Genomic DNA, 16,389 nt, shown 5'->3' with positions numbered 1-16,389 from the left:
TGAAGTATGTGCGTTCTTAGCGTCCAAGTTTTCTCTCTCGCAGCGAATGGCAGATACGACGGGATGCGTCGCAGCATCACCAACAGGCAGCCAACGGCAGCCTAGGGCCGGGCGCGTCGTTTAGGCCAAGGCGCTTATTAGCTACCCGGTACGTGACTGTTTTTTGATGGCGGCGAGCAGTAAATGCCTAAGAAAGAAGGCCCGCAATGACGCGAGCCTTCTTTTGGCGGATGGGTCATCGACTATGCGTCGAGAAACCTTTTCGCGCTCGGCAGGTGGTGCATCAGCACGTAGTAGGTCAGACCCGCCGGGATCAGACTTGCGTACCAGGAGATCCCCGAAAAGATCAGGGCCGCGACAACTCCGACACCCATGGCGATCACGGCAGCCCAGTTCACGCCGTTATAGGGGCCTTCCGGATCATAGAGCTTGTCAAGATCAAGCGTCTGTTTGCGCAGCACGAAGTAATCGACGACAAGGATCGCGAAGATGGGACCTAGGAAAGCCGAGTAGGTCTGAATGAAAATGCTCAGGCCTGCCGCGGACTCATCTTTTACAAGTTCCCACGGGAAAGTGCAGAAGGCGAGCAAGCCGACGATCACTGCAGAGGTTTTGAATTTGATCTTGAAGACATCCATCAGCGCATAGGCGGGAGGGACGACGTTGTTCAGGATGTTCGTTGTGACCTGAGCAAAAGCAATGAACAGGAGCGTTACGACCAGCAGCAGCTTGTTGTCGACAGCGCTCGAAAACACCTTGATTGGATCAACTTCACCGGTAGCACCGGACACCATCAGCCCAATGAGGCCCATAAAAAGTGTCGCCGGCAGGATCGAATTGGCATAGATCGCGACCTGCCTTAGCGGCCCAACGCTCCGACGCAATTCGCGCGAATAGTCCGATACGTTCAGCATCATCGTACTGTAGATCCCAAGGAAGAGCATGGTTGCCCCCCAGAACGGTGCACCCCAGGTGCCCTCGACATTTACCAGATTGGTCGAGATTTCTTCGCCGTATTTGTTGATGACGCTAAAGAACATGTAGATCAGCGACGCGATGATGAAGATCGATCCGATATTCTCGAGCCACTTGATCCCGTGAAACCCAAGCACCGAAAGACCGATCTGAAGGAACTGGAAGCCGATAAAGAACGCCCACATGTTCGAATAACCGAGGAGCGTTTCCGACACGAGGTTGAGTGCGCCCGCGCCGATCCAACTCTGGAACCCGAACCAGACGATAGCGGGAACCGAACGCACCAGCGCCGGAATCCGAGTGCCCGCAAAGCCAAAGGCGGACCGGGCCTGTACCATGAACGGAATGCCATATTTGTGACCGGCCTGACCGTTGATCATTAGCGCGAGCCCGATCACCGTGCAGCCGATGGCGATAGCGACAAAGGTCTGCAGGAGGTTCAGCGTACCGACCAAGCCCGACCCGATAGTAAATGTTCCGATGGAAACACATCCGCCAAGCCACGCGAAAAGATAGGACCACGGGTCCATGATCCGCGTCTCTTGCGGTGCCAGGCTCTCTTCCCCGATCGCCTTGTGTTCGATATGGGTTACGTGATCGTCGTGCGACATAGCGACCGTGTCGGCCGTGTCTGATTTGATTGTCATTTTCTCCTCCGATGACAGGTTATTTTAGTTTTGGCCGGGCGTAGGCATTGATTTTGCTGGTCTTTAGGCCGCAACCGACCAGCGCTTCGATCATGCGGGTTGCCACGCTCACGCCATCGATCACAGGAATGCCGGTCTCTTCGCTGAGCCACGCGGTCAAATCGGCCATCCCCGCACATCCCAGAACAATTGCTTCGCAACGATCTTCCTCAATCGCGCGCAGGATTTCCTCGCGGATCTTTTCGCGCGCGTTCGAGCCGGGCTCTTCCAAGGCCAAAACAGGGATCTCTGCTGACCGAACCCGCCGGCATTGATGCGACAGGCCATAGCCATGGATCATGTGTTCGATGATGGGCACTGACCGCGGCAAAGTGGTGACGACCGAGAACGAGGTGGCAAGCATGCTCGCCGCCTTCACCGCAGCTTCGCAGATTCCGATGACAGGGCCCGTCGCGATCTCGCGGCAAGCGCCGATACCGGGATCATCGAAACAAGCAACGACAATGCCATCGACCTGCTGGTCTTCTGCGGCTTGCACGCAGGACAGAAGGCCGGGAACTGACATCGCTTCGTCGAAATGCCCTTCGATACTCGCCGGTGCGCCTTGCGCGGTAGCGCCTCTGATCACGACACCGGCACTCGCGGCCGCCTGGGCGGACGTGATGATCTTGCGTGTCATCGATTCAGTAGAGTTGGGGTTTACAACTAGAATTTCCATGTGATCTCCCTTGACGATATAAATTGTTAACAAACAGTGTTAACGATTCCAAACAAAATGTTAACTTAAATTGTCAAGGCGTTACCGATGCCTAGATGGCGTCTGTTCCGACTGGGGGCAGAATGACAGGGGTGTTGTCAGGTTAACCCTAGATCGGTTGCTCGTGTCTGGATTTGGACATAGATCGCATTGGTGAATCCATCGTCCAACAGCTACAAGCGTCACCGATTTCCGCCTCAGATCATTGCCCACTCTGTGTGGCTGTATTTCCGCTTCAATTTGAGCCTTCGCGAAGTTGAAGAGATGCTGCTTGCGCGCGGGATCGGCGTTTCTTACGAGACTGTCCGGCGTTGCGTGATCAAGTTCGGACGGATGATGGCTCGAAACTTGCGACTAAGTCAGGACCGTCCTGGTGATGTCTGGCATCTCGATGAAGTTGTCGTGAAAATCGCTGGTCGCAGGTATTGGCTTTGGCGCGCGGTCGATCAGCATGGCATCGTGCTGGACGAAATACTCCAACCGAAGCGGGACAAACGGGCCGCAAAACGGTTGTTGCGCCGCCTGATAAAGCGTCTTGGCTTCCTCCATTGGTCAGCAAAGAAGTGAAATTTCTTTCAGACAGTTACACATATCCGCAATGCATCGAGAATTGCGGCGTGTATATTTCGGCTTGTAACTGCGTCGCCAATTCGGGCCAAATGGAAACGGCCGCTTAGATTGGTGTCAACGAATGGAAATGTCCCACCAATAAGCGCCTTGTGTTCAACCTGCCCGTGGTTCCGCGAGCTTGGTTTGAGATCGTGAAAAAGTCCGTCCATTGGGGACAGGCCATGTTCTACGACTACGTGATCAACAAGACGTTCAGTGACATCCCCCGTCAACACATGACGCAGGCTGGCGCGAACTCCATCATCTTCGCGCACCAGGGAGGTAAGCTCTTGCAGGCTGGTGAAGGTAACTCCATTGGCGGCCAGATCGCGTAAGGCGACGGCAGAGGTCGTTGGGCCAAGGTCATGCAGAAGTGCCCGGTCCGGGGTTACAAGATTAACACTGCAACCATTGCCCGCCAGCGCGTCGGCAGTTACAGCCGCAGGGTGGTCGCCGACTTCATCGAACAACAGCACCTCGCCCGAGACACGTGCCTCGCCCGACAACACGTCCCAACTGGAAATTGCCAGGTCGCCGCCGGGGATAACTGTGGTTTCGGGCCAGCCGCCTGTTGCAACGATCACCAAATCGGGGGCTTCGGATATCACGTCATCAGCTTCGGCATAGGTGTTCAAGCGGATATCGATCCCAAGCAAAGTCACTTCGGAAATCAACCAGTCAGCTACGCCCCAGACCTGTCTGCGCGTTTTCCCTTTAGAGGCCAGAACCAACTGCCCGCCCAGCCGATCCGATGCCTCGAACAGCACGACTTCGTGACCGCGCAGGGCGCAGACCCGTGCGGCCTCCAGTCCGCCGGGCCCGCCGCCGACGACAACAACTTTCTTTCGGGTGTCGCTGTAGGCGATGATATGAGGCAAGGTCTGCTCACGCCCCGTGGCGGCATTGTGTCCGCAAACGGCAGGTTTGCCCTGATTGACCCGGTCCACGCAGTAGCCCAAGCCGACACAGGGGCGGATGCGTTCTTCTTCCCCCCGCGCGAGTTTTTCTACCAGATAGGGATCTGCCATCTGTGCGCGGGTCATGCCCACCAGATCGACATGGCCGCCGGAGACCGCGTGGCGGGCCGTGGCAATATCCGCAATCCCTCCTGCGTGCAGGATAGGCAAATCGACGGCATCACGGATGCGCCCGGCCACGGTGATATGCGGTGCCGCCGGCAGGCCCATGGGGCGCACCCATTCAGCCAAACCCAGATCATCATAGGGCGCGCCGGCGAGGATGTTGAGCAGGTCGACATCGCTGGATTTTTCCAGCATCCTGGCTGCGGCAATGCATTCTTCAGCGCTCAGCCCACGTTCTTTCAGTTCATCGCCGGTGATGCGCATCGACAGGATGAAATTAGCGCCGACTTCGGCGCGCACGGCGTCGAGCACCTGCAAGGTCAGGCGCATGCGGTTCTCCAGCGTTCCACCATAGTCATCGTCGCGCTTGTTTGTCAGCGGGGACAGGAATTGCCCCAGAAGGTGTGAGTGGGACAGGAGCTCGATCCCGTCGAATCCTCCTTGCTGACAGCGACGCGCAGCGGCTGCGAAATCGTCAATCACGCGGTTGATGTCTTCTTGTTCCATGGCCTTGGGAAAGGCACGATGTGCACGTTCGCGGATACTGGACGGAGCTATGACAGGCAGCCAATGGCCATCATCCCATGCAGTGCGGCGCCCCATATGAGTGATCTGACACATGATCGCGGCACCATGTTCGTGAACGCCATCCGTTAGTTTCCGAAACCATGGAATGACGCTGTCATCACCGGCATAAAGCTGGCCGAACACCGATGGGCTATCAGGGGCGATATTGGTCGACCCACCGACCATGGTCAGGGCAACCCCGCCCTTTGCCTTTTCCTCGTGATACAACCTGTAGCGGTCCCGGGGATGGCCATCTTCAACAAAATTCGGCGCATGGGACGTGCTGACGATGCGGTTGCGCAAAGTCAGGTGTTTCAATTGAAACGAATCGAGTAGGTGCGCCACTTTCGTGCCCCTTCGGCCAAATCTGCTGTTTGAAAACTGTCCAGGGTCGGCTCCGCTGGTCAGTTTCAACACCTGATGAGTTTGGTTGTCGAAAGCACTTTACTTGGGAAGCTATGCGTAAGAATTCACTGCTTCCGACATTGCTGTATGAAAAGGCGACCCGACCAGGAAATCCAATGGTGGAACACCCTTTGAGTACAGAAGGGAACCTGGCAGGGGCCGCTCGATCCATCAAGGTCTGCACAAGGTTGCAATCACGTGCAATCTTAGATTGGAGGTGCTGCGCGCGCTGTGATCAACTGTCTGGCAGTAACTCTTTCGCGATGTATCATGTACAGACCTGCACCGATGATGATGGCAATGCCAAGCAGGCTAAGCCTGTTCGGAAAGTCATTGAAGACAAGGTAGCCAAACAAGGTTGCTACCGGCAGCTCAAAATACTGCAAAGGAGCCAATGTGGCAGACGGGGCAAATGACAGCGCATAAGTCATCATCATGTGGCTTACCGTCGCAAAAAAACCGGTCCCAAGAAGCCACAACAGTGCAATGTCTTTCTGCCAAACGGGATCGAAAAGTTCGGAACCAGAACCTTGCGCAACCAATAAGATTGGAATGCAAAACAGACTGGCAACCAGGCCAGTGTGAAATTGCAGAGCCACCGGGTGCATCCGTCGCGACAAGCCCCGCGTCACAAGAATGTAGAAAGCGAAAGCAACAGCCGTACCGAGAGGAATAATTGCCACTGCGCCGAAAGCCGCGAAGCTGGGTTGGATGACGAACAATACGCCAACAAACCCTACAAGAGCTGCCCCGACGCGACGAGGACCGACATCTTCACCAAGGTAAAACTTGCCGACCAGCAAGACAATGAACGGTGCCACAAACACGATGGCAAGGGCATCAGCAAGCGGCATCACTCGGATAGCCGTAATGAAACAAAAAGTCGCGAACAGCAAAAGTATTGAGCGGAATACAAGTACCATCAATTCACCGCTCGCGACACGCAATGACAGTCCCATTTTCCAGACAAACGGTCCCATCAACGCACATTGCAATACAAAGCGAGCGGCCGTTATCTGCCCAACCGGCACACTGGCCGATGCGAGCTTGGCAGCTACATCGAGCAAGGGAGCAGTCAGGCAAAATCCAAGCATCAGTGCAACGCCCGCAAGGGTGCGATCCGTGGATTGAGGTGTGGAATCAGCTGAGGTCATCTCATCATGAAGAACTGTCGCCAAATGCGTGTCTGTTCTCAATGCGACGCCAGGCAAAAGTCCCGATATTCCCGAGCTCGGGCAGAGTAGGAGTTTGCTCATGCAGCGAACCGCAGGTTCCATGACCCGCACGGCAGCATCAACTGCCTTGTTTCAGGATTCGCTAACGAGATGTACTGGCTTTTTCATTCAACGGTTTACCTGCAAGGCTAGGCACAGAGATCGGCGACCTGCAAATCTCTAGAAACCGGTCAATCAACGCTGTCTGCACTGCTTGGCGAGAGCGGGCAATCACCACCCTGTAGTGTCCGATGCTTTCCTCGAGCGGTCGCGCAACGATGGGGTCGCCTTCAATCGTGCGATCCTGCTTGGGCGGGAAGCCTGCCAGGGTGAAGCCGAACCCCTTGCCGACGTAGGCCTGAACAAGCTCGCGTGATTGGGATTGGAATGGCACTTCGGGGTGAACGCCTGCGGCCTGCAGCAGTTGAAGATAGCTAGGGCCAGGCCCGGCTGGTGATACAGCGATATAGGGCAGTCCGATCAGGTCGGACAGGCTGATCCGGGCTTTTGCTGCCAAAGGGTGTTCGCCTGACAGCAGAACCAGGGGCGGCAGCTCCAGCAGCACTTCTGCCTCATGCCGCTTGAGATCGAACCCCTGGTCAAAAACCACCAGCGCATCCACTTCGCCACCATCCAGTGCGTCCACCAAGGTCGGATAATCCGCTTCCTTCACCTCGACACGAACGTCTGGGTAGCTTTCGCGGAAGGCAAGCACCGCAGGCAGGACGATGCGCTGTGCCAGTGCGTGATGAGTGCCGATGTGGATCCTGCCAGTGCGTCCTGACGCCAGGTTCTCGGCCTGCCTGTCCAGCGCCGCGGCCTGCGCCAGCAGCGCCTCAGCCTGGGCGAAAAACTCCTTTCCCGCAGGCGTCAGCCGCATACCTTGCGCCGGAAAGCGGTCGAACAGGGTCAGGCCGGTGGTCGCCTCCAGTTTGTCCACCGCTGAGGCAATCGCGGCGGGAGAAACATTCAATTGCCGAGCAGCCTGGGCAATACCGCCCCGCCGGGCGGTTTCTGACAGGTAGGCGAGTTGGCGAAGGGTGAAATTAATCATCTAAAAAACTGACTTTTGAGGTGTATTAAATCAGTTTTACCGACCTTTTGACAAGCCCTATGCTGCTTTTGGGACAAACAGGAGACTCACATGGAGATTCTTCCTCTGACGGGGGGGCTGGGTGCCGAAATTCTGGGTGCGGATGTCCGCAGCGATGCAGATTTTGACGCCATTCAGCGCGCATTTGCCAAATACTCGGTGATTGTGCTGAGGGGGCAGGATGTGGGCCCGGAAGATCACCTCGCCTTTGCCCGCCGTTTCGGGCCGGTCAACGTGAACCGGTTCTTCAAGCCGGTCAAAGGGCACCCCGAGATCGCCATGGTGCTGAAAGAGAAGAACCAGAAAGAAGCCGTTGGAGAAGGTTGGCATACCGATCATTCCTACGATCAGGAACCGGCGATGGGCTCGATTTTGCATGCGATCGAAATGCCGCCTTACGGCGGCGATACGCTGTTTGTCTCAATGGGGGCCGCCTACGAGGCGCTTTCGGCCCCGATGCGCCGGTTTCTCGGCGAGCTGACGGCCGTGCATTCCTCGCGGCATGTGTTCGGCGCTGCCGTAATGGATAGCGAGGCAGTAAAGTCAGGACGTCTGGGCAATGCAGAGGCCGCAATCCAGGACGCCCGGCATCCGGTCGTTATCACGCATCCCCTGAGCCGACGGCGTGGCCTTTTTGTGAACCCGGTCTTCACAACCCGTATCGAGGGTTTGGCCCCGGCTGAGTCTGAGGCGCTTCTGGCCATGCTCTATGCCCATTGCCAGCAACCCGAGTTCCAATGCCGTGTGCGCTGGCAGGCCGGTGACATTACCATGTGGGACAACCGCGCCACCTGGCATAAGGCGATCAATGATTATCACGGCTTCCGCCGCCTGATGCATCGTGTCACTGTTGAGGGCGTGCCCCTCGCGCCCGCTGCTGCGGCCTGACCTTAGCGAAAGTATCGCAATGACCCACCTCAACTCACAGGCAGCAACCAGCCGGCCCAATGTCATCCTGATCCTTGCGGACGACATGGGATTTGCCGATCTTGGCTGCACCGGTTCTGAAATCCAGACCCCCAACATCGACGCCCTTGCGCGGGGCGGCGTTATGCTGTCGGCGATGTACAACTGCGCCCGCTGCTGCCCCACCCGTGCTTCGCTTCTGACCGGGCTTTATCCGCATAATGCAGGCGTTGGCCACATGGGCGCCAATCTGGGCACCCCTGCCTATCAGGGCTTCCTGCGCAATGACAGTGCCACGATTGCCGAGCATCTGCGCGTCAGCGGTTATGCCACGCTGATGTCGGGGAAATGGCATGTGGCGGGCGATTTTGAAGCCCGTAAGGTGGACAGTTGGCGGGTTGGCGACGTCGAACACCCAACCCCGCGCCAACGCGGCTTTGACCGGTTTTACGGGATCATGGATGGGGCCACACATTTCTTTTCGCCGCATTACATGCTGGAGGATGACAGTCGGGTCGAAACCTTCCCCGATGACTTCTACTTCACCGACGCCATCACCCAAAAGGCTATTGGTATGATCGAAAGCGCTGTGGCGGAAGAAAAACCCTTCTTCCTTTACCTAGCCCACACAGCGCCGCACTGGCCGTTGCACGCCCACCCTGAGGACATCGCAAAATACGATGGGGTCTATTCAAAAGGCTGGGACCATATTCGCACCGCGCGCCATGAAACCATGAACAGCCAGGGTGTGTTCCAGCGCGGCTGGGACATCTCGCCCCGCGACAGCACTGTACATGGTTGGGAGCAGGAACAGAACCGGGACTGGGAGGCCAGCAAGATGGCCACCTACGCGGCGATGGTTGACCGAATGGATCAGTCGATCGGCACGCTGGTTGCGGCCCTGAAACGGCTCGGTCAGTTCGACAACACGCTGATCCTGTTCCTGTCAGACAACGGCGGCTGCGCCGAATTCATGGCCGAGGACGGCTGGGCTAAGTTCTATCCCGACCGCACCCATGACGGCAAGCAGATCACCATGGGCAATGTGACCGGTCTGCGCCCCGGCGATGCCCAAACCTTCCAGAGCTATGACAAACCGTGGGCCAATGTCTCCAATGCGCCGTTCCGGCTTTACAAGCATTATGTCCACGAGGGCGGTATCTCCACGCCACTGGTGGCCCATTGGCCAAATGGGTTCGAACCGCGCGGCACAGCTCATGCAGCTTGCCATGTGGTCGATATTCTGCCGACCATCCTGGAAGCCACCGGAGGCGCCTATCAGACAGAGGTGGGCGGTCATGATATCCAACCGTTGCAAGGGGAATCTCTGCTAGGTCTAATGAAGGGCAAGGACTGGCAGCGCGAGCAGCCGATCTTCTGGGAGCACGAGGGCAATGCCGCCATCCGGTTGGGCCAGTTCAAGCTGGTTCGACTGCATGACCGCCCCTGGGAGCTTTACGATATCGAGGCCGACCGTACCGAGTTGACCGACCTAGCGGGCCGCAACGCCGCCCTTGAGAAAGACATGATCCATCAATACCAGGCTTGGGCGGAAACCGTCGGCGTGATGGACTGGAACGTAGCGTTGCCGAAACTGCTGGCGGCATGGGGGATGGAGAACGCGGATGGCTGAAGCTGATCGCTAGGTGGCTGCTGAGGTCCCTTGGTAAAGGACGGGTTTGCTCGCATCCTGCCAGTTCAGGCGAGGTGTAACGAATGGAACCGAAGCCAGCATCAGATCATCCATTTCGATCTTACCTGTGACTTTGGGGGTATCTTGCTCTGGGTAGATTGCTCGCCTCATCTTTTTTCTTGAGACGAATGTTTAATTATAGGAATGTATTTGAAAAAACCGAAAGTAGAACAGAGGAGTAGGCGTCAAATGGCCGGGAAGTTCGAGATATATAAAGACAAGGCTGGTGAATTTCGGTTTCGTCTGAAAGCCGGGAATGGTGAAATCATTCTGGCCAGTGAAGGATATGTTCAAAAGGCGAGTGCCACGAACGGGATCGAGTCTGTCAAAAAGAACGCGCCGGATGACGGCCGGTACGAGCGCAAGGAAACCAAATCCGGCGGTCATATGTTCAACTTGAAGGCCAGCAACGGTCAGGTGATCGGCACCAGCGAGAGCTATACCAGCACTTCAGGGCGGGATAACGGGATCGATTCCGTCAAACGGAACGCACCTGACGCACGTGTCGACGATCTGACGTGACCTGACACGGTAACTTTTTACCACTTCCATTTGTGTAAACTGCGAAGGCGAGATGCATCGACGCATCTCGCACAAAGGCTTGAACAACCAAGCCGAAAGCACACATCAATCAACCCGTAGGCGCGAACGCATCGTGAAGCGTTTCGTTTCGATTCTGTTTCAAATCCGTGCCTACCGAATAAAACGGCGTTTTAGCGACAGAGGATCCAGACCCATGCTGGCAATCAAATCCTTTGCTTCAACCGCATTTGCCCTGACGACCATTAAGCTGAAAAACATGATCCGCTAAAGGCAGATCTCCCCTGGACTCCGTCCATTTCAGCATTTCGCCCAACTGGCAGGCCAATCGAGTCGCCATCTCCACTGATGCTGCCGCTATTAAGACCGTAGTAGAATTGTCAACTTTGGTTCCGCGCGGGTGGGTTTGTCACAGGCAAATTGGGTTTGCTCGCGAGGTCCCCAAGGCTAAAAATCCGGGAGTGAGTGTGAGACGGAGGTAGAGCAGTGACCCAACAGAACTGGAGCCAGGCCATTCTCGACCGGCTCAAGTCCGCAGGAAGTAATCTGACTATACCAGACGGATCCCAACTGTTTGCTCCGGGCGCTTACGGTGAGATGTTTTTGATCGTCCGTTCGGGCATCGTCCGGGTGGAACAAACCAGTCCGTCGGGACGCACCGTTGTTCTTTATCGGGTTGGCCCGTACGACAGTTGCGTTATGACGACCTCGTGCATGTTGTCGGACATCCCCTATTCAGGGTTCGGTTATGCCGAGGGGCCGGTGACGGCGCTGGCCATCGGGCGGGACAAGTTCAACACGTTGCTGGCTACAGATGCCGAGTTTCGGGGCGCGGTCTTCATGGCGTTTTCACAACGCATTGTTGAGCTGTCCGAGGTTATCGATGATCTTCTACTTAACCGGATGGACCTGAAACTGGCGCAGTGGCTTTTGGATCAGGGCGCAACTTCGGGCGATATTCGCACCACGCACCAGCGCATTGCAGCCGAACTGGGCAGCGCGCGCGAAGTCATGTCCCGTATCCTCAAGGATTTTGAACATCGCGGGTGGGTCAGGCTTGAGCGAGGTGTGATTTATCTGCAGGACCGCCCAGCTCTGCACCACCATGCCAGAACGGGGGTTGTGTGACCTCGTCACATAATATGGCTTGGAAAACAGTGAATCTTGGGCCAGACAATCAAGGAGATTCGACCATGCAATTCACGTCTAATGTTGGTTCTGTCGACCGGATTCTGCGCCTGATCCTCGGTGGTGTGCTGATCCTTCTGGCACTGACCGGTACTATCGGCCCCTGGGGTTGGCTTGGGGCTGTGTTTGTGGTGACGGCATTCATGAAATTCTGTCCGATCTATGCGCTTCTGGGTCTGTGCACCAACAAGCAAGCCAAGCCGTAACACGACCAACCCTTGCCTCGTGCAACACCGGGATTTTCTGGATCCCGGCGTTGCGCAGCGGGCGCGGGTCAGGCGCGGCGTTTCTCAGAGCTGACGCTGTTTGAGGCGGCCCGAGCGCCCGTGATCCTGGCAAGGGCGGGGGCCAGCTCGGGGCTATTGAAACGGAACCCGCTGCGTAGCAGTTTTGCCGGAATGACACGCTGGCCACCCAGTATCGTTTCACGTCCCATATCCCCTGCGACGTTTGTGATCAGCCAAGCAGGCAGACGTATCAAGGCAGGGCGGTTCAATGCGCTTGCCAAAGCCTGTGTGAACTCTGCGTTGCGCACCGGGTTTGGAGCAGTGGCGTTGAGCGGGCCGTTGATATCCGGATGCGACATGACGAATGCGATGACGCGGATCAGATCATCCCGTTCGATCCAGGGCATCCACTGTTGTCCATTCCCCAGCTGACAACCGGCACCAAACTCGAAAGGTGTCAGCATTCGGGCCAGCATGCCGCCTTCAACCCCCAGCACCAGACCGATACGCAGTTGCACAACCCGGACGCCCATATCCACGACTGGCGCAGCGGCGCGCTCCCATGTGTCGCACACCTCATGGATGAAGGCGGGGCAGTGCGTGTCGTCTTCGGTGAGGGTCTCGTCTTGCCGCAGCCCATACCAGCCCACGGCGGAGCCGGTGATCAGACAAGATGGTTTTTGATCCAGCCTGCGGATCAGTGCGACCAAATCTTTCGTCATCTTGACCCGAGACTGCAGGATGCGCGCGCGTTTCCGAGGCGTCCAATGCGCGTTTGCTACCGGCTCACCCGCCAGATTGACGATGGCGTCAAAACGCTCTGTGTTGTCAATTTGCTCGAGTGAGGTGATCAGGCGTACCGGATGGGTCAAAGCGTCGACCTTTTGCAGATTGCGGGTCAGGACGGTGACGTGGTGGCCGCCAGCAACCAGGGCTTCGACCAGGCGTTGTCCGATGAAACCGGTGCCACCCGTGATCAGCAGATGTTGTCGGGGCGCGAGTTGCGCGACCAGAGAGGTCGCGTTGACAGCATTCAACCGCGTGCTGCGTGCGGCCGCCACCAAATCGCGCGCGCTGAACAGCGCCACACCAATCGCGGCAAGGGTCGCCATGATGCTCCAACCGCCGCGATGGACGGGTACCATCTCTGACGGCAGGGCAGACCAGGTCCAAAGGTATGGGGCAGCCAGCGCGAGGATCGCACCATAATTCAGCGCCAGCAAAGTGTGATTGACCCGTTCTGTGGCGGGGAGACGGCGGGTCAGGTCCTCTTCAACGAAATCCCAAAGGGTAATCAGGACCTCAAGGCCCAGGATTATGGTCAGAGCAATGGTAAACGTGCCGTGGGGTTCGAACCATCCAAGGCACAGGAAGATGACGGCGTAGAAAGCGTTCCTGACCCCATGCAGGCGCAGTTCGGTCTGTTGCGAAGGGCGCCAGGCCAGCCGCTCGGTGCCTTCATGGTGCACCAGCGTGTCGAATGCACCCATCGAGATCTGAAGGGCAATCAATGTCCAAAGCAGCGGGTCAGTCATGTCGGATCCTTTCTGTCGTAAAAAATGGCGTCCTGGTGGATCAACTCTCCGAACAGGCGGCTATGAAGGCTTAGGGAAAACAGAAACCGCGCGTCGCCAAGATCGGTGTGAGTGATGGTCAGAACGCCAGGGCGAATCCAGCGCGGGAGGCGCAGTTTCCTATCACCCAATTGAACGAAGTAATGATCGCTGAGAAAGCGGAGACCGGTGCGGTCTGCTTGAACGCGCAATGCGATACCGATACCGGCGCCGATGTATTCTTCGATCCCGGTCGGTCCAGAGAACCGTTTTGCGCTGTGGATAACTTGAGGAAACCCTCCGGCGCGCCCATACTGGCGGATCCAGAACTGTCCGTTAACGGAACTATCCTCGGTCACGGTGACAATCGCGGGCTGATCCACGCTGGATGTATCAAAGGGTAGGGGGCCGCCGATCAGACGGGCCAGATGCGCCAGCAGTTGCCCGGCCAGCGTCAGACGCATTGCTACAACTTTGCCCTGATAGACCACGCTGGCGCCGTTCGCTAGGCAATGACCAAACCGCGCCCGGACCTGATGGGGCAGGGCGGCCCAAGCTGCGGGGCCAACCAAGTCGCGAAACCTTTGATCGGACATGTCCATAACATGCGGAGAGAAGTTGCTCAGTTTCATATCACACCATATGCTGTAGTTGCTGTTATTTCTGTATGAAGAGAAATATATTCTCAAAATTTTTTACGACTTGCCTTTCTTGCTCCCGATCTTGAGGAGCATGATGATCTTGTCGCCCATCTTCATAAGAGCCGAAAGCTTGGACTTAGGGACCGACAGCATTTGCTCGGACCATTGGTCGGCCGTAGTCAGGAACTGTTGCATATTTTGCATTCTCTCCAATACGACAGGGGACAGATCAGCCTCGTCCGAGGCTTGTTGCACGCAGATGTCCAACGCCCGCATCGCGGGGTCGATCTCGCGCTCTTTGCGGCCTTTTGCAATCAGAAGGGCCATGTTCCAGACATCAGTTTCGGCTGCGAAGTGCTCGCGACGATCACCGGGGACGGGCACGCGGTGGATCAAACGCCATCCGGCCAGCTCTTTCAGCGAGTTTGAAACATTTGACCGGGCGATGCCAAGTTCGTTTGCGATTTCTTCGGCATTCATGGGCGAAGTGCTGAGGTACAAAAGCGCATGTATCTGCGCTACGGATCGGTTCACACCCCACTGGCTGCCCATATCACCCCAATAGAGGATGAATTGTGAACGGGCCGAGGATTCGGATAAATCAGTTGTTTCTGTCATGACAGAAATATGAGATACCGGTAGTCTGATGTCAAACAAATTTACCATGACGTCAGGGTGATCCGCCCGAAACCTGTACCGAGGTCTTGTCGCAACCGGATCGCAATTGATGACCGTGGAATCCTGAGTGACTAACCAATTCCAAAGTCAAATTTAGGGAATTAACCAGCCGCAATACCTGCCGTGCATTTGTAGCTAACAAACTATGCTAAAACCCGCGGTACGTTGGAACTGGTCACCTGACCGTGGCAATCTGGACATTTCCTACACGGAACCGACCATCCGCGGCCAACGGTACCCATTTTTCAGGACCGACACGCCGTCCACCTGTCCAGGTTCCGTTCGTTGAGCCCATATCACGAATAAAAAGATCGCCCGTTTTTTCTACGCGTAAAACACAATGCTGACCCGAAGTTCTTTCGCTGCGAGAAAGCGCAAGATCAGCCCAGTTCTTGTCACGTCCGATTTTGATCTGATGTGTGTTAGACAAGCCTTTAACATTCCGAAATTCGACAAACTTGCCGCGATCCGGGCCGTTCAGAACAACCAGTTGCCAAAAGGCCAAGGCGCGGGGAGCCATCGGGCTGTACCATGTCACATCGGCGGCCCTGTCATACCGGGATGCGACGTTCGGATTTGCTCCGGTTAAGCCAAACGACATGATCTTCTTCAACGCGCGGGTAGAACGCCGCATATGAGATACCGGATTGCCGCGTTTGTCGCGCATATTCAGACGTAAGGCATATCGTCCCAGGCTGTGCCCACCAAGAAAACCTTCGCAGATCAACCAGTAGCTAAGAACCAGGATCAGATAAAGCCCTACCGGTAAGGCCAGACCGGTATTTCCCAACCGTAGTTCCTGACGCAACACAGGTTCCAAAGTGACCAATACAAAACCCAGAAACATAAAATCTAGGACAGCGGCGGCGCTCAGCAGGCGCGCGGCGTTTTTTGAATCCAGAGGTCCACTGAGCTTCATGTCCGCGCCCCCAACAAAGTAAGCACCATAAAAAGGGCCGCGCCGATCGAGAATAGGAACAGCGCGTCGCACCTGATCCGCAGTGCTCGTCTACCACCTGCACCGGCGCTTTGAAAATGGAATCCAGCGACCCACACGGCAAGACCCGTTCCTGTGACAGTGAATAACAGGACTTCCGGCAAGACCTGTTGGTGGGGCGCAATAGAAAGCCAGTCAGCGGCCCCCACCATAAGGCCGCCCCACAAAAGCGCGACGACATAAGCTGCAAAGCCAAGAGACTCATTTCTTTGCTGACTTAGCTTTCCGACAAGTGCACCCAATCCCCATCCCAATGCCGCAGCGACTAAAACTAATAATGTCAGGCGGACAGGTAAAGACAGTGAAGAAACCTGAACATTGAACACAATACTGGACGTATTGTTCGTCAAATTGGAAGTAATACCGAGAAACGCAAGAAATGCGCCAACTCCGGCACCGAGGTGCCCAAGGAAGGTAAAAATATCATTTGCGAGTGAGAGTTTATCTCTGATATCAAAGGGTAATTTCATTGAAAATCTCGAGTTTGATAAATAAGGAATTCACGTGTTCGGCGACGTGAGACGATATTACCATTCTTCACTTGCACACATGCGAATCGTTGATTGAAAATAAAAAGTATGTGACTTCATAATCAACTACGAAGAAAATTATGAGTA

General features: G+C 56.1%; 16 protein-coding genes and 1 pseudogene. 6 read left to right on the top strand and 11 right to left on the bottom strand.

Features of this window, described 5'->3' with window-relative positions:
• Positions 1-242: 242 nt before the first annotated feature.
• Entirely contained in the window at positions 243-1,622 is a 1,380-nt protein-coding gene (locus ACR0AD_RS14335; RefSeq protein ID WP_480483567.1) for an NCS1 family transporter, read from the bottom strand.
• A 19-nt stretch (positions 1,623-1,641) separates the two neighbouring features.
• On the bottom strand, positions 1,642-2,340 hold the full coding sequence (locus tag ACR0AD_RS14330; RefSeq protein ID WP_480483566.1) for an aspartate/glutamate racemase family protein: 699 nt from the start codon (positions 2,338-2,340) through the stop codon (positions 1,642-1,644).
• 183 nt (positions 2,341-2,523) lie between these two features.
• Between ACR0AD_RS14330 and ACR0AD_RS14325 the strand changes: the two are divergent.
• Positions 2,524-2,919: pseudogene (locus ACR0AD_RS14325) on the top strand (IS6 family transposase); the annotation flags it as partial.
• A 35-nt stretch (positions 2,920-2,954) separates the two neighbouring features.
• Here the strand turns inward: ACR0AD_RS14325 and ACR0AD_RS14320 are convergent.
• The 3 genes from ACR0AD_RS14320 to ACR0AD_RS14310 all read right to left on the bottom strand — a co-directional run bounded on the left by ACR0AD_RS14320 (position 2,955) and on the right by ACR0AD_RS14310 (position 7,310).
• On the bottom strand, positions 2,955-4,982 hold the full coding sequence (locus tag ACR0AD_RS14320; RefSeq protein WP_480487963.1) for an oxidoreductase: 2,028 nt from the start codon (positions 4,980-4,982) through the stop codon (positions 2,955-2,957).
• Between the two features lie 266 nt (positions 4,983-5,248).
• A complete protein-coding gene (locus ACR0AD_RS14315; RefSeq protein ID WP_480488063.1) occupies positions 5,249-6,196 on the bottom strand; it encodes a DMT family transporter in 948 nt (315 codons plus the stop codon).
• Between the two features lie 163 nt (positions 6,197-6,359).
• Positions 6,360-7,310, bottom strand: a complete 951-nt coding sequence (locus tag ACR0AD_RS14310) for a LysR family transcriptional regulator (RefSeq protein ID WP_480483564.1) — start codon at positions 7,308-7,310, stop codon at positions 6,360-6,362.
• A gap of 90 nt (positions 7,311-7,400) precedes the next feature.
• On the opposite strand from ACR0AD_RS14310, the gene ACR0AD_RS14305 reads away from it, so the two are divergent.
• Positions 7,401-8,237, top strand: a complete 837-nt coding sequence (locus ACR0AD_RS14305; protein ID WP_480483563.1) for a TauD/TfdA dioxygenase family protein — start codon at positions 7,401-7,403, stop codon at positions 8,235-8,237.
• 19 nt (positions 8,238-8,256) lie between these two features.
• Complete coding sequence (locus ACR0AD_RS14300; RefSeq protein ID WP_480487965.1) at positions 8,257-9,888, top strand: arylsulfatase; 1,632 nt, start codon at positions 8,257-8,259, stop codon at positions 9,886-9,888.
• Positions 9,889-9,897: 9 nt separating this feature from the next.
• Here the strand turns inward: ACR0AD_RS14300 and ACR0AD_RS14295 are convergent, their stop codons facing one another.
• Positions 9,898-10,059 carry a hypothetical protein gene (locus ACR0AD_RS14295; RefSeq protein ID WP_480487967.1) on the bottom strand — a complete coding sequence of 54 codons (162 nt, stop codon included), beginning with the start codon at positions 10,057-10,059 and terminating at the stop codon, positions 9,898-9,900.
• A gap of 78 nt (positions 10,060-10,137) precedes the next feature.
• On the opposite strand from ACR0AD_RS14295, the gene ACR0AD_RS14290 reads away from it, so the two are divergent.
• The 3 genes from ACR0AD_RS14290 to ACR0AD_RS14280 all read left to right on the top strand — a co-directional run bounded on the left by ACR0AD_RS14290 (position 10,138) and on the right by ACR0AD_RS14280 (position 11,882).
• Entirely contained in the window at positions 10,138-10,470 is a 333-nt protein-coding gene (locus ACR0AD_RS14290) for a YegP family protein (RefSeq protein WP_480483560.1), read from the top strand.
• Positions 10,471-10,974: 504 nt separating this feature from the next.
• Complete coding sequence (locus tag ACR0AD_RS14285; protein WP_480487969.1) at positions 10,975-11,616, top strand: Crp/Fnr family transcriptional regulator; 642 nt, start codon at positions 10,975-10,977, stop codon at positions 11,614-11,616.
• Between the two features lie 65 nt (positions 11,617-11,681).
• A complete protein-coding gene (locus ACR0AD_RS14280; protein ID WP_480483558.1) occupies positions 11,682-11,882 on the top strand; it encodes a YgaP family membrane protein in 201 nt (66 codons plus the stop codon).
• A 68-nt stretch (positions 11,883-11,950) separates the two neighbouring features.
• Here the strand turns inward: ACR0AD_RS14280 and ACR0AD_RS14275 are convergent, their stop codons facing one another.
• The 5 genes from ACR0AD_RS14275 to ACR0AD_RS14255 form a co-directional block, all read right to left on the bottom strand.
• The gene (locus ACR0AD_RS14275) at positions 11,951-13,438 is read right to left on the bottom strand and encodes a TIGR01777 family oxidoreductase (RefSeq protein ID WP_480487971.1); all 1,488 of its coding nucleotides are present in this window, start codon (positions 13,436-13,438) and stop codon (positions 11,951-11,953) included.
• A complete protein-coding gene (locus tag ACR0AD_RS14270; protein ID WP_480487972.1) occupies positions 13,435-14,088 on the bottom strand; it encodes a DUF4166 domain-containing protein in 654 nt (217 codons plus the stop codon). Before ACR0AD_RS14270 ends, ACR0AD_RS14275 begins: the two co-directional genes overlap by 4 nt.
• A 63-nt stretch (positions 14,089-14,151) precedes the next feature.
• Positions 14,152-14,715: a GbsR/MarR family transcriptional regulator gene (locus ACR0AD_RS14265; protein ID WP_480483554.1), complete on the bottom strand. Its 564-nt coding sequence runs from the start codon at positions 14,713-14,715 to the stop codon at positions 14,152-14,154.
• A gap of 235 nt (positions 14,716-14,950) precedes the next feature.
• Positions 14,951-15,694, bottom strand: a complete 744-nt coding sequence (locus tag ACR0AD_RS14260) for an FHA domain-containing protein (protein ID WP_480483552.1) — start codon at positions 15,692-15,694, stop codon at positions 14,951-14,953.
• Positions 15,691-16,242: a hypothetical protein gene (locus ACR0AD_RS14255; protein WP_480483550.1), complete on the bottom strand. Its 552-nt coding sequence runs from the start codon at positions 16,240-16,242 to the stop codon at positions 15,691-15,693. The genes ACR0AD_RS14260 and ACR0AD_RS14255 overlap by 4 nt, the downstream gene beginning before the upstream one ends.
• Positions 16,243-16,389: the final 147 nt, after the last annotated feature.

Source organism: Ruegeria sp. BH8, from assembly GCF_056538065.1.
Note: the sequence above shows the minus strand (reverse complement) of the source record. Positions and strands in the feature narration are given on the sequence as shown.